This window comes from Streptomyces sp. NBC_01314, assembly GCF_041435215.1.
GTDB lineage: Bacteria > Actinomycetota > Actinomycetes > Streptomycetales > Streptomycetaceae > Streptomyces.
In genome coordinates this window covers 7,947,094-7,960,207 of sequence record NZ_CP108394.1, presented here as the reverse complement: position 1 = coordinate 7,960,207, position 13,114 = coordinate 7,947,094, and the positions used below count along the sequence as shown (strand labels likewise).

The following is a 13,114-nucleotide window of genomic DNA, read 5'->3' as shown; positions in this document are numbered from 1 at the left end:
TGACCCCGGGTTGGTCTTACCCGAGAGACGAATCTTTACATGACCTCCTCAAGTAGAGAGAAGTCAGGGGGAATAACAAGTACGCAACATGGGTATCTGTGCGCCTATTTCACGACCGACGCCCAGTCGGCCGGTGCCTGGGCCGGGTCGAGTCCGCGCAGGTTCGCCAGGGTCTCCGGTGTCTGGACGTCCATCCAGTCGGCCAGTTCGTCGAAGGACACGCACTTCACGTCCTTCTTCACGCACACGTTCTTGATGACCTCGTCGACGGCGTTCATGTAGATGCCGCCGTTCCACTGCTCGAAGTGGTTGCCGATGAGCAGGGGTGCCCGGCTGCCGTAGTACACGCGGTTGAAGCCGGCCATGTAGGTGTCGATGGTCTCCTGCTGCCAGGCCGGGAACTTGGCCGGGTCGCCCTGGGTCTGGCCGTCGGACTGGTTGTAGAGGAAGTTGAAGTCCATCGACAGCGCCTGGTACTCGTCGTTGTACGGGAGCATCTGCAGCGGGAAGTCCCAGACGCCGTTCTTCTTGCCGGGCCACACCTGGTACGCGCCCGGTGAGCTGGCGTCGTAGCGGTAGCCGAAGTCCTTGATCGCCTTCAGCAGGTTGTCCTGACCCTCCAGGCAGGGGGCGCGTCCGCCCTTGATGGCGTCGATGCTGAAGGGCAGCGGGTCGAGGTCGGTATCGCCGGTGTTGGTCTTCCAGTTGGCGACGAAGTTGTTGAACTCCTTGATCTCCTGCTTCCACTCCGCGACGCTCCAGTCACCGCCGCCCTTCGGCCCGCAGAAGTGGCCGTTGAAGTGGGTGCCTATCTCGTTGCCCTCTTCCCACGCCTTGCCGAGCTGGTCCAGCGTGGTGCGGATGTGCTCGTCGGTGGGATAGCTGATCGCCGCGGCGCCCTTGTCGTGCTGGGGCGGGCTGTAGAGGTCCCGCTTCTCCTTGGGCAGCAGGTAGATGCCGGTGAGGAAGAACGTCATGTGGGCGTCGTACTTCTTCGCCAGTTCCTGGTAGTGCTGGAACAGGTTGTCGTCGCCGGCGAGCGCGCCGTCCCAGGAGAAGACGACGAACTGCGGGGGCTTCTCACCCTTCTTGAGCGGTACGGCCTTCAGGCGCCCCTTCTGCGGGCCGGTGTAGGAGGTCGAGCCGTCCCCGATGACCTTGGTCTTGCCGTCCCACTGCGGTTCCGAGTTCTTCGTGGACTTGTTCCCACTGCCGGCCGACGAGGCGGTCGGCGTGGTGCCGACCGAACGGTTCAGCACCATGTAGCCGCCGACCAGCGAGGCGAGCACGAGGAGCGCGGCCACCGTCAGGAACTGCGGGCGCGTGGTGCGGCGCGGCGGGCGCGCCTTGCGACGGTGGCCCTTGTGCGGCTTGCTGGCAGGGTTCATGTACGGCTCATTCTGCGAGGGTGGCGGGTCCGGGTGCTCATCGGTGGTCAGCCGATACTCATCGCACTGGACCAGATGTCGTAGGGGATTCCGGCGTTGGGCGTTCCGGCGATCCCGTCGAGCCGTAGCGGCTCCAGGCTCTTGGCGAGGTCGATGCGGTAGACGACGACGGCGGTCGACACGTCCTTCGCCGTTCCGACGTACCAGGCGGCCTTGTCGTTCTGTGTGGTTCCGCCCTTGGCGGCCACCTCGAAGGAGGCGGCGCCTGGCGAGGTGGGGTGGTCGGCACGGTAGGCGTCCGTGAGGGCCGAGGTGACCTCGGCAGCCACCTCGGCGCCCACCGCGCGCTTCGGCTTCGGGTTGTTCAGGGCGACCTTGGACCCGTTGTGGGTCACCTTCCGCACGGAGTACGGCTCGGTGTGCCTGCCCTGGGCGGCGAAGGTGCTGTAGCCGCTGGCCATACGGATCGCGCTGGGCGTGGCGCTGCCCACGGACAGTGCGGGCACCTGGGCCCCGAGGCTGGAGGAGAGCAGTCCGGCCGCCTCGGCGGTGGCCCGCACCCTGCCCAGCCCGGTGTCCATGCCGAGCTGCATGAACGGTGTGTTCACCGATCCGGCGAGCGCGTCGTGCAGGGTGATCGGGCCCCAGGACTTCTTGCCGTCGTTGTGGGCGGAGACCTGATCGCCGTCCCGGTCCCAGTATGGCCCCTCGGGGGTGGTCACCGGGACTGCGTCGTTGCCGTCGTAGACCGTCGCCGGGGTTACAGGTGTAGCCTCGCCGCCGCGTTCCTTGACGACGCCGTGTTCCAGGCCGGCCGCGTAGACGAACGGCAGGAAGGCCGACCCGGACGGGACGGTGGTCGCGTTCGACTCGTTGAAGCCCTGTTTACGGTGGTCGGGGCCGCCGTAGACGGCGAGGATCCGCCCGTCGGCGTCGACCGAGGAGGCTCCGAAGTGGGCGCTCTTCGCCTTCTTCGGATCGTCCTTGCGCACGTCCTTGCGCGCCTTGGTGACGGCGTCGGTCAGCTCGGTCTGCCGGTCCTTGTCGAAGGTCGTGTAGATCTGGTAGCCACCCCGGTCGAACTCCTGGTCGGTGACGTTCGCGGCCTTCTTCGCGTACTGGGAGGCCAGTCGCACCAGGTAGTCGCTCTGCTTGCCGGTGTCGTACTGGTTGGACTGTTGGATCGGCTCGGGGAACTTCGTGTACGTGGCGCGCTCGGCCTTGGACAGTTTCCCGATGTCCACCATCCGGTCCAGGATCCACTCCCAGCGTTCGACCGTCCGCTCGTGGTTGGCCTTGCCGAGGGAGGGGTCGTAGAGGCCCGCCCCCTTGAGGAGGGAGGCGAGGACCGCGGCCTCGCTGACGTTCAGGTCGCTGACGTCCTTGCCGTAGTACGCCTGGGACGCCCGCTGGATGCCGTAGGTGCCGCGCCCGAACCAGCTGGTGTTGAGGTACCCCTCAAGGATCTTGTCCTTGCTCATCTTGTTGTCGAGCTTGAGGGCGATCATCGCCTCGTCGAACTTGCGGCCGAGCGAGCGGTCCTGGGACAGGTAGACGTTCTTGACGTACTGCTGGGTGATCGTCGAGCCGCCCTGGGTGTCGCCCTCGCCCACGGTGCGCACCAGGGCGCGGGTGATGCCGCTGACGGAGATGCCGGGGTCGGAGTAGAAGCTCGCGTTCTCCGCCGCGAGAACCGCCCAGCGCACGTCCTCGGGGACGTCCTTCAGCGGCATCGCCTGACGCCGCACCCAGCCGGTACGGGCCATGGGGGTGCCGTCGGACCAGAAGTACACATTGTCCTGCTGGGTCGCGAAGGTGTTGAGGTCGTCCGGTATGTCCGTGGCGGCGTAGGCGGCGGTGAGCAACATGCCGCTGGCGCCCACGGCCAGACCGACGGCTCCCAGCGACTGCCGCCAGGACGGCACCCAGCGCCGCCAGTCGGTGCGGCCCGGGCGCGGGTACTCCGGACGCAGCCGGCTGGCGAACGGGGCGAAAGGGGCCAGCCGCGAGCCGGCGACGGCGGTGAATCTGGCCAGAACAGACGGCCTGGGCGCCTTGCGCCGACCCCTTCCCCCCGGCTTCGACTGCTCCTGCGGGCTCTCGAACATGCCCGGCTCGGGCAGCCGCAGCTGCATGGTCTCGTCCGCCGGGGCAGGGGGAAGCTTCAACTGCATCGTGAGGTCGGACTCCCGTACCTCCTCCGCCCGCTCCTGCGCCGGGGCACGTCGACGGCGCGCGCGGCCCTCGTCCTCGGACTCGGACCCGGTCGCGTTTCCCGCACTAGTCACGGCGGGCTCCCTCGAACGGGCGGCCCGAGCGATGCGCGGCAACGATTCTGCGGTGCGCGGCAACCTTTCGCCCACGCACGGCAACCATGCGACCGGGAGACGTGACTCCCGGTCGACAAAGGACAGCGGTCAAGACTGTCCCCCCTCCCCACTTGGCATCGCCCGTGTGGACGGCCACAGCCGCCACACTCGCGGCCGTGAGCCCCCTGTTCCCCCAGCCTTCCGGCCTCCACACAGCGACCACAAATTATCAGTCACTTTCACAACTGCTTCTGTCAGTGGCGTGAAAATTTGGCCAGTGTGACCGACCAGCCATTATGGAGGACCCTTGCCGCCGCGCGAACGCCGGTTAGCCTGGGCCCATGCCTCGCTACGAGTACCGCTGCCGGACCTGCGGCGACACCTTCGAACTGAGCCGCCCGATGGCCGAGTCGTCCGCCCCCGCGGACTGCCCCGGCGGCCACTCCGACACGGTCAAACTTCTGTCGACGGTCGCCGTCGGGGGCTCGGCCGCCGCGTCGGCACCCGCGCCCCGGGCGGGCGGTGGTGGCGGATGCTGCGGCGGCGGCTGCTGCGGTTGATCAACACACTTCGATCAACGGCCACCGGCCCGGGAACGTTCACCGGTCCCCCGGCCGGGCCACAAACTTTGAGCGGTCTCTCACCCTGACCCCGGGCGTTCACCGTCCCCTCAGGGTTCCCTCAGGCTCTCTTCAGCTTGGCTCACCTAGCGTGCCCGCATGACAGCCATGCAAGCGGAGTCGATGAGCGGCGCGCCTCTGTGGATCATCGGTCTGATGGATCTGCTGGGCGCGCCGGGCGCGGGCCTCGCCGTCGCGCTGGAGAACCTCTTCCCGCCGATACCCAGCGAGGTCGTCCTGCCCCTCGCCGGTTTCGCCGCGAGCACCGGGCAGATGAGCCTCCTGGCCGCGCTGCTGTGGACCACCGCGGGCTCCGTGGTCGGCGCCCTCGCCCTCTACGGCGTCGGCGCCGTCCTCGGCCGCGACCGCACGGTCGCCATCGCCGCCAGGCTGCCCCTGGTCAAGGTCTCGGACATCGAGAGGACGGAGGCCTGGTTCCTCAGGCACGGCACCAAGGCGATCTTCTTCGGCCGCATGATCCCCGTCTTCCGCAGCCTGATCTCCGTACCGGCCGGCGTGGAACGCATGCCTCTGCCCGTCTTCACCCTGCTCACCACCCTGGGCAGCGCCCTGTGGAACACGGCCTTCGTCCTGGCCGGCTACTTCCTGGGAGCCAACTGGACGGAGGTGACGGCGATCGCCTCGACGTACTCGAAGATCGTCCTAGTAGGAGCAGCCCTGGCGGTTCTGGCATTCACACTGGTCCGCTTCCTGAAAAGGGACCGCAGCAGCCACCGTCAAGGGGCGCGGGGCTCTGACACATGCGGCTCCGCCGCGCGGGCGCGACAAGCCACGACGAACCCGCAGCCCGAAACGCACCGCACCCGCACCCTCCGACCGGCACAGTCACCCCGCCCCCGGGTCAACGCTCCCGCGAGGCCCGCAGGAACTCCCGCAGAATCCGCTCCCCCGCCAGCACACCCCGCTCAGGAAGGGCACTGACCGCGGGCCCCACGAACCCCTCGTCCGCCAGCTCCCCGTGCCCGGGCCGCCAGGCCCGGTCCGCGGCGAGCAGCAGATCCGCGTCGAGCAGGGAGTCCCCCGCGGCCAACGTCAACTCCACCCCGGTCCGCCGCGCGACCTCCCGCATCGCCGCCGACTTCGTGAGCGGCTTCGGAACGGCGTAGATCTTGCGCCCCTGCAGGGACACGGTCCAGCCCCGCTCCTCGGCCCACACCCCGAGACACTTCACCCACTCCTCGGGAAGCAGCTCGCGCTCGACGACGAGATAGACGAACAGATCCTCCGCGATCCGGTGCTTGCGCACCCACGCCGGGTCCGCCGTGGCCTCCAGATGGTCCCGCACCTCGGCGAGCGGCGCGCACTCGTCCGCGAGCCGGGCGGTGACCCGCTCGTGCCAGGCGACATCCGTGACACCGTCCACCAGCAGATGCCCGCCGTTGGCGCAGATCGCGTACTTCGGCTCCGGCCCCGGCAGACTGATCCGCTGGTACTGCTTGCGCGTCCGGGTCGTCGTCGGCACGAACACCGCCGCGTCCCCCAGCTCGGCGAGCAACCGCGCGGCCGTCTCCGTCATGTACGACAGCGGCCTGCTCTCGTGCACCTCGACGGTGAGCAGCCGGGGCGCCCGCGCGTCCGGCATGGTCAGCGCGAGCGCGGCGGCCGAGTAGATGAGCGTACGGTCGAGATCGCTCGCGACAAGAACCCTGGGACCCGGCATCAGACCGCCACCGCCTTGCCGTCGGCGCCGGTCGCGCCCCGCGTGTACTGCGGGTGGATCAGCCCCACACATGTGTACGGCAGTTCGGCCACCTCTTCCACCGGTACCCCTCTCTGTTCGGCGAGCAGACGTACGTGGTCGAGATCCGCGCCCGCCCCGGCCCGCGCGAGGATCTTCCACGGTACCCGGCGCAACAGCACTCGAGTGGTCTCCCCGACACCGGGCTTGACCAGGTTCACGTCGTGGATCCCGTACTCCTCACTGATCCGCTCGACGGCCGCCCAGCCCTCCCAGGTGGGCGTGCGATCGGCGGCGAGCAGTTCCTTCGTACGGGCGTCCACGGCATCCACGACCTCCGCGAAGCGCGCGGCTATGGCGTCCAGGAAGCCCACCGACACGTCGACCCCGGCCAGCTCCCGGTAGAACTTGGCCCCGTGGAAGTCGTCGGGCCCGACGAGATCCGAGCGCAGGACGGTCCGCGATATCAGCCCGGAGACGGTCGAGTTGAGGCAGGCGGACGGGATGAGGAAGTCCTCCCGCGTCCCGTACGTCCGCACGCACGACCCCGGGTCGGCGAGCACGGCGATCTCCGGGTCGAACCCCGTGATCCCGTCGGACACCTCGAACTCCTCGATGGCGGCGGCGAGTTCACGGGTGATCGCGCCCTTGCCGGTCCAGCCGTCGACGAACACGACGTCGGCGGGGTCGTGATGGGCCGCCAGCCACCGCAGCGCGTTGGCGTCGATACCGCGCCCCCGCACGATCGACACGGCGTAGTGCGGCACCTCGACCCCGTGCCGGTACCGCGCCCACCGGCGCATCAGCACACCCACGGGTGTCCCGGCCCGCGCCAACGACACGAGGACGGGCCGCCGTGCCGACCGCTCGGCCAGCACGGTCTCGGTCACCACCCCCACGGCCAGCGCGATCCGCTCGGCGGAGGCTTCGAGAGCACTGTGGAAGAGGGCCTGGTACTGCTCGGTCGGCTGGTACTCGACCGGCAGGGACTCCGCGTAGTGCGCGCCCCCACTCTGGATGGCCTCCTCCCGCTCCTCGGTCGGCGCCTCCAACGTCACCTCCGAGAGGTCCCTCAGCAGCCACCCCACCTCGTCGGGCGCGTAGGAGGAGAAGTCGGGACCGCGCAGGGGGTCGGGGAGCATGGGGGGCCTTTCGGTGACAAGAGAGGTGGGGGGTGTCTGCGCGTGGGGGTCGGTGGTGCGGGTGACCGGCCTCGGTGGCCCGGCGGAGGCCGGAGTGACCGGGGCGTTCGCCCCACTGGGCGAGAGTTCGCGCGCTTCGGCCGTGGTGGCCGGGGCGAGTCCGCTCGCCTCCTTCGCCTCGGTCGCCTCGAACCGGCGGCTCCCTGATGCCGCCGCGGCGGCGCGGGGCCCGGACGCCGCGGCCCGGCGGTGCCCGGTCGGCGGGACGTACGACGGCACCACGGCGAGCAGCACGTCCGGTGTGTGCGCGGCGAGGGTCGCCAGCAGGCCGTCCGCGGCGTGCAGCGCGGCCGTGTCCGCGACCGAGTCGACGACCGCGACCACCGCGTCGAAGCCACCGCCGGCCACGTTGTACGCGTACCGCTCCCCCGGCCCGTCCGCGGGGTCGTCGTGCGCGGGGAAGACGATGCGGCTGCGTATCGCGTAGCCGGGGTCGTCGACGGCGAGGACGGGTGAGCGCGTGGTGGTGGAGAACCGTATCTCCAGCCCGGCCGCCATCTTCTCCAGCTCCCGCGCGAGCGCCAGCGGCGCGTACATCAGCTCCTCGAAGCCGAGTACGAGCACACGGCGGGCCCCCGGCGGCAGCGCCTCCGCGAGTCGCGCGGCCATGGCGGGCAGCGCGCTCTCCAGCCGCGCGCGATGCGCGGGGGTGAAGCCGTGCCGCCCCCCGTCGGGCACCCCGGCCGGCCATCCCAGATCGACGGGGGTGACCTGCGAAGTCCCGCCCTTCCCGGCCGGCGCCGTGGAAACGGCCTCGTACTCCGCGACGAGCGCCTGCCCCTTCTCCAGCACACCCTCCGGCAGCCGCACGGTCCCCTTCGCCGCGGCCACCAGATCCACCCGCGCCCCGATCTCCCGGGCGAACTCGGCCAGCCGTCCCTGGTCGGCGGCCGACCGCATGTCGACCAGCGCCACGACGACGTACCGCCTGCGCGGATACCGCTCGTGCAGCGCGCGGATGGTGTTGAGGACCGTGTTCCCGGTGGAGAACTCGTCGTCGACGAGGACCAGCGGCCCCCGCCCCGCGAGCAGCCTGGGGTCCTCCGGCAGCAGCAGATGCGACGTCGCGTGGGAGTGGGACTCCTCGAAGCCGCCCGCCTGGTGGACGCCCTCGACCGGGCGCCGGGTGGAGTGGAGGTAGGGCGCCTCGCCCACGCCGTCCGCGACCGAGTGTCCGAGCCCGGTGGCCGTCTCGGCGTACCCGAGGACGACCGCGGTCCGCGCCCCGGCCGCCCCCAGCAGCTCCCGCACCCGGCGGCCCAGCGCGAACCCGTGCCCGTGCACGACGGCCGGCGACTGCGGCACGTGCTTGCCGAGGACGTTCGACACCAGCAGATGGGCCCGCTTGGGATTGCGCCGCAGCGCGAGCCCCAGCAGCCCGCTCAGCTCCGCGTCCCCGACCAGTTCGACCCCGAGCCGTTCGCCGACCCAGGTCCCGGACCAGACCGGGTCGGAGGCGTCGGAGGGGTCGGGTGCGCCGGACACGCCGGACCTGCCGGTCGGGTCGTTCGCTGCGTTGATCATCGATTCCTTAGTCGGTACGACGTGAATGCGGACGGCTGTCGGAAGGCGGGAGGTTCAGTCGGGCAGCCCCGCGGCCAGCAGGTCCACGAACCCGATGTCCTCGTTGGCGACCCCGAACACCTCGGCACGCTGCAGAACCCTTTCCGCCCAGGCGCGGTGCGGTTTGACCTCGTTCATCTTGTTGCGGGAGGCGGAACGCAGTACGCCGCCCCCGTTGCGGTCGGGCCGCACGATGTCCTGGGCGTCGCTGAACTCCTCGTGGCTGACCACGGACAGCGCGTGCACGGGCAGGACGTGCGAGGGATGGATGCAGGTCTTGCCGAGCAGCCCGTTGGCCTGGTCGAGGGAGATCTCGCGCAGCAGACCGTCCAGCGCGTGCTCGATGAGCGACTCGCGCAACTGTCCGGCCCGGTTCGCCAGGAAGGGACTCGTGCGCAGCTGCGGCTTGAACATGCGCTCCTGGACCCGGAAGTACTCCCACACCGGCCCGGTCACCGTGAACCCGGTGCCGTCGGCACGTCCCAGCACGTTCACCACGTCCGCGATCACGGAGGCGACGATCTGGACGTCGTACGCGGTCATGTCCGGCGGTCGACGCAGGCCGTAGGAGGAGCAGAAGTCGGTCACGCCGAGGCGCAGCGCGAGGACGCGGTCGCGGTACTTGTCGACGGTGTGGGCGATGCCCTGGAGCGCCTCTACGCGCGTCTCCCTGTACATCAGCTCCGGCGATTCGAGCACCGGCATACCGAACAGCCGCCGCCCGCTCGCGGACTCGGCCGCGGTGAGCGCCTCCAGGAACGCGACACCCCGCTCCTCGGTGAACTTCGGGAACACGAACCCCGACAGCAATCGTACGGCCGGGCCGAATCGGCGTACGAGGTCGGGTATCTGCTCGGGGAAGCGGACTCTGATGAACAGCAGCGGAAGCTCGGCGTCCGGCCGCCCGGCGAGGTCGGCGAACTGCCGGACGAGGTTCTCCTCGGCGCCCACGACCTCCGCGTCGTCGATGGAGTCCTCCAGGCACAGCACCATGGAGACCACACCACGCCCGGCCTGCTTGACGATGTCGTCGGCCAGCCGCTCCCGGGTCGCCGGGCTGTAGAGCGTGGCGCCCAGCGCGGCGGCGAGCACGCGGGGCGGGGAGTCGGCGTCGAAGACCCCTGGCTCCCGGTGGAAGAGACGCTGACGCTCCGCAGGGGCGATATGCCCGAAATGACGCACGTAATTCCCCCGTGGTTGCTAGGCGGCCGGTCCCGATGGTGGCCGGTAATAGTACGTACAAATGTGTGACATCAGTTCCCACCGGGCGTGAAGTTCTGGTAACCCGGCCATGACGGGCGCTGGACTGTTTCACCGACGGTTCGCCGCCCCCGCGTTGTCGTGATCAGGACCGAGAGGGCAGGATGACCGCATGACGCACGCGATGCTGAAGGGGTCGAACGTCCCGATCGAAGCCACGGCGGTCCGCGCCGTGCTGCGCTGGGCGCCCGGGCAGGGCGCCCCGGTGGTCGACGCCTCGGCGCTGCTCCTCGGTCCCGACGGCCGCGTACGGTCCGACGAGGACTTCGTCTTCTACAACCAGCCGCGCCACCCCTCGGGCAAGGTGTGGCGGCTCGGCCAGAAGCGCGTGGCCGAAGGCCTCACCGACACGATCCAGACCGATCTGGCGGGTGTCGAGTCCGCTGTCAGCCAGATTCTCCTCGTGGCCTCCGCCGGGGACGTCTCCTTCGACCGCGTTCCGTCCCTGCGCATCCTGCTGTACGACGCCACGGTCACCGACGCCGAGCCGCTGGCGTACTTCGACGTCAAGCCCGAGACGGGTGAGGAGACCGCCCTCATCTGCGGTGAGCTGTACCGCCGCGGCGGCGGCTGGAAGTTCCGTGCCCTGGGTGAGGGCTACACCAACGGCCTCGAGGGCCTCGCCACGGACTTCGGCATCTCTGTCGACGAGTCGACCGCCGACCAGACCGCCACGACCCAGACCCCGGCCCCGGTCCCGGAGATCTCGGCCCCGCTGCCCCCCGAGCAGGCCCCGGTCGGCGTCCCGTCCCAGCCCGCGTACGGCTACCCGCCGGCGGCCCCCACACAGCAGCCCGCCCAGCCCTCCTACGGCTATCCGCATCCCCAGCCGACCCCCGCCACCGCCAACGGCCCGGCGTACGGCTACCCCCAGCCCACGGCGGCGGCCCTGGACCCGAACTTCCGCCTGCCGCCTCAGGGGCCGCAGTTCATCGGCCGCTGAGCGCCCGGTAGAGGGCGCGGGGCTGTCAGGAACGGCGCTAGGAACGCTCGGCCTTCGTCTTGTAGCCCCGCCCCCACTGCAGCCCCCACCCGTACAACCGGTCGAGTTCCGCCTGGAAGCCGTACACGAACTTCACCTCCCGGCGCACGGTGATCTCCCCCTTGATGTTCTCGATCATCACCACCGCACACGACCGGGCCTGGGGATGTCTCTCGTCCAGGCCTATCTCGATCCGCGGGCCGTTGCTGGGATAGAGCGTCACGACCGCGTGCGTCCGGTCGAACGCCGGCGTCTGGTCGTAGATGTAGACGAACACCAGCATCCGCTTGAAGGCGTCCCGGTGGTCCAGGTTGATGTACATCGTCTCGCCGGATCCCGACCCGAACCGGTCGTCCCCGCTGAGCCGCATGTACGGCGGGTCGTTGATGTCCCCGAGGAAGCCGCCCAGCGGCTGCACGACCCCCTTCGTCCCGTCGGCCAGCTCGTACAGACAGCCGAGGTCGAGGTCGACGTTCACCATGCTCTGGCTGTGCGCCTGCACCTCCTCCGGCCTGAGCGCCTTGAAGGGGTGCCGCAGCACGCTCTGCCGCTTCGGCCCGCCGATGTCGGACGTCCGCATCCGCCAGGACAGGTTGACGCGCAGATGGCCCGCCGCGGCGTTCTGTTTGGAGAGGGACACCCTCTGGTGCCGCTTGGTCAGTTCGATCGCGTTGGTCGCCGCGTTGCCCGCGTCGAACTCCGAGGCCCGCCCGCGCCAGAGGTTGTCCAGGAAACCCATGCCCGCCCCACAACTGCCGTGTCGTCACGTCAACCACCAGCGGGGCGGCCGACGAGGACGAGTCCTCGTCGGCCGCCCCGCTCAGAGCCTGCCCTCACCCCGCGGGTGGTCACACCCCGGATGAGACCTCCGCCTTGTCGGCGGCGTCAGCTTCTCCCTCTTCGGCCTCCAGCGCCTTGTTGCGGCGCACGGAGGACCAGAAGGACCAGGCGATCAGGATGACACCGATGGAGCCGGTGACGAACTCGTTGATCTCGTACTGGATGGTGACGAGAAGGATCGCCGCGAGCGCGCCGATCGCGTAGTGCGCGCCGTGCTCCAGGTAGACGTAGTCGTCGAGGGTGCCCTGGCGGACCAGGTACACGGTCAGCGACCGGACGTACATCGCGCCGATGCCGAGGCCCAGCGCCATCAGGACGATGTCGTTGGTGATGGCGAAGGCGCCGATGACACCGTCGAAGGAGAAGGACGCGTCCAGGACCTCCAGGTAGAGGAACATGAAGAACGCGGCCTTACCGGCCAGGGCCACGGCCGAACGCGGCTTGCCCGCGCGCTCCGCCGCCTCCTCCTCCTCGTGCTCGCGCTCCTCCTCTTCCTCCAGCTTGTTCTCGAAGAAGCCGGAGAGACCACCCACGATGAGATAGGTGATGAGACCCGCGAGTCCGGAGATCAGGACCGTCTGCGCCTTGTCGACATGGACGCCGCCGTGCTGGTGGGCGTTGGTGGCGAAGGTCATCGAGGTGACCAGCAGAACGATCATCGCGATACAGGCCGACAGCATGTCGACCTTGCCGAGCTTGGACAGCGGACGCTCCAGCCAGCCCAGCCACTTGATGTCCCGGTCCTCGAAGATGAAGTCCAGGAAGATCATCAGCAGGAACATACCGCCGAAGGCCGCGATCGACGGGTGGGCGTCGGTCACGTACTGCTGGTACTGGTCCTTGTCGGTGAGCGCCAGGTCGACGGCCTCTATCGGAGTCACCTTGGCGCTGATGGCGACGATGACGACGGGGAAGACCAGCCGCATACCGAAGACGGCGATCAGGATGCCGACGGTGAGGAAGATCTTCTGCCAGAAGGCATTCATCTTCTTCAGGATCCCGGCGTTGACCACCGCGTTGTCGAACGACAGCGAGATCTCCAGGACGGACAGGATCGCGACGACACCGAACGCCGCCCATCCGCCGTAGAGAACCGCTGCAACCAAGCCGAGCGCGGTGACCGCGAACGACCAGCCGAAGGTTTTCAGAACCACTGGCTACCCAATCGTGTGTGTACGGCGTTCCCCCGCGCCGCGCGCGGCTTTACGAACTTTTGAACCCGAAGTCTAGTCGGGTACCCCTCGCACCCCA

Annotated in this window: 10 protein-coding genes; 3 read left to right on the top strand and 7 right to left on the bottom strand. The window is 69.3% G+C overall.

Annotation, left to right across the window (positions count from 1 at the left end):
* Window positions 1-104 precede the first annotated feature (104 nt).
* Window positions 105-1,388 (bottom strand): hypothetical protein, encoded by a 1,284-nt coding sequence (locus tag OG622_RS35040; protein ID WP_371580640.1) that lies wholly within the window; start codon window positions 1,386-1,388, stop codon window positions 105-107.
* A 47-nt stretch (window positions 1,389-1,435) separates the two neighbouring features.
* Window positions 1,436-3,562: a transglycosylase domain-containing protein gene (locus OG622_RS35035; RefSeq protein WP_371584314.1), complete on the bottom strand. Its 2,127-nt coding sequence runs from the start codon at window positions 3,560-3,562 to the stop codon at window positions 1,436-1,438.
* 476 nt (window positions 3,563-4,038) lie between these two features.
* On the opposite strand from OG622_RS35035, the gene OG622_RS35030 reads away from it, so the two are divergent.
* Window positions 4,039-4,257 (top strand): zinc ribbon domain-containing protein, encoded by a 219-nt coding sequence (locus OG622_RS35030; RefSeq protein WP_371580639.1) that lies wholly within the window; start codon window positions 4,039-4,041, stop codon window positions 4,255-4,257.
* Window positions 4,258-4,425: 168 nt separating this feature from the next.
* Complete coding sequence (locus tag OG622_RS35025) at window positions 4,426-5,259, top strand: DedA family protein (protein ID WP_371584313.1); 834 nt, start codon at window positions 4,426-4,428, stop codon at window positions 5,257-5,259.
* On the opposite strand, the gene OG622_RS35020 is transcribed toward OG622_RS35025, so the two are convergent.
* From OG622_RS35020 to OG622_RS35010, 3 genes are read right to left on the bottom strand one after another with little or no spacing between them, the layout of a single operon-like run.
* Window positions 5,180-5,998 carry an HAD family hydrolase gene (locus tag OG622_RS35020; protein ID WP_371580638.1) on the bottom strand — a complete coding sequence of 273 codons (819 nt, stop codon included), beginning with the start codon at window positions 5,996-5,998 and terminating at the stop codon, window positions 5,180-5,182. The two genes, OG622_RS35025 and OG622_RS35020, sit on opposite strands and share 80 nt — an antisense overlap.
* Window positions 5,998-8,742, bottom strand: coding sequence for a phosphoribosyltransferase domain-containing protein (locus OG622_RS35015; RefSeq protein WP_371580637.1), 2,745 nt, complete (start codon window positions 8,740-8,742; stop codon window positions 5,998-6,000). The genes OG622_RS35020 and OG622_RS35015 overlap by 1 nt, the downstream gene beginning before the upstream one ends.
* Window positions 8,743-8,796: 54 nt before the next feature.
* The gene (locus OG622_RS35010) at window positions 8,797-9,963 is read right to left on the bottom strand and encodes an HpcH/HpaI aldolase/citrate lyase family protein (RefSeq protein ID WP_371580636.1); all 1,167 of its coding nucleotides are present in this window, start codon (window positions 9,961-9,963) and stop codon (window positions 8,797-8,799) included.
* A 190-nt stretch (window positions 9,964-10,153) separates the two neighbouring features.
* Between OG622_RS35010 and OG622_RS35005 the strand changes: the two genes are divergently transcribed.
* Window positions 10,154-10,984 (top strand): TerD family protein, encoded by an 831-nt coding sequence (locus OG622_RS35005; protein ID WP_371580635.1) that lies wholly within the window; start codon window positions 10,154-10,156, stop codon window positions 10,982-10,984.
* A 37-nt stretch (window positions 10,985-11,021) separates the two neighbouring features.
* Here OG622_RS35005 and OG622_RS35000 read toward each other — a convergent pair whose 3' ends face one another.
* A complete protein-coding gene (locus OG622_RS35000; RefSeq protein WP_371580634.1) occupies window positions 11,022-11,762 on the bottom strand; it encodes a Tellurium resistance in 741 nt (246 codons plus the stop codon).
* 109 nt (window positions 11,763-11,871) lie between these two features.
* Window positions 11,872-13,017 carry a DUF475 domain-containing protein gene (locus tag OG622_RS34995; RefSeq protein ID WP_371580633.1) on the bottom strand — a complete coding sequence of 382 codons (1,146 nt, stop codon included), beginning with the start codon at window positions 13,015-13,017 and terminating at the stop codon, window positions 11,872-11,874.
* Between the last annotated feature and the right edge of the window lie 97 nt (window positions 13,018-13,114).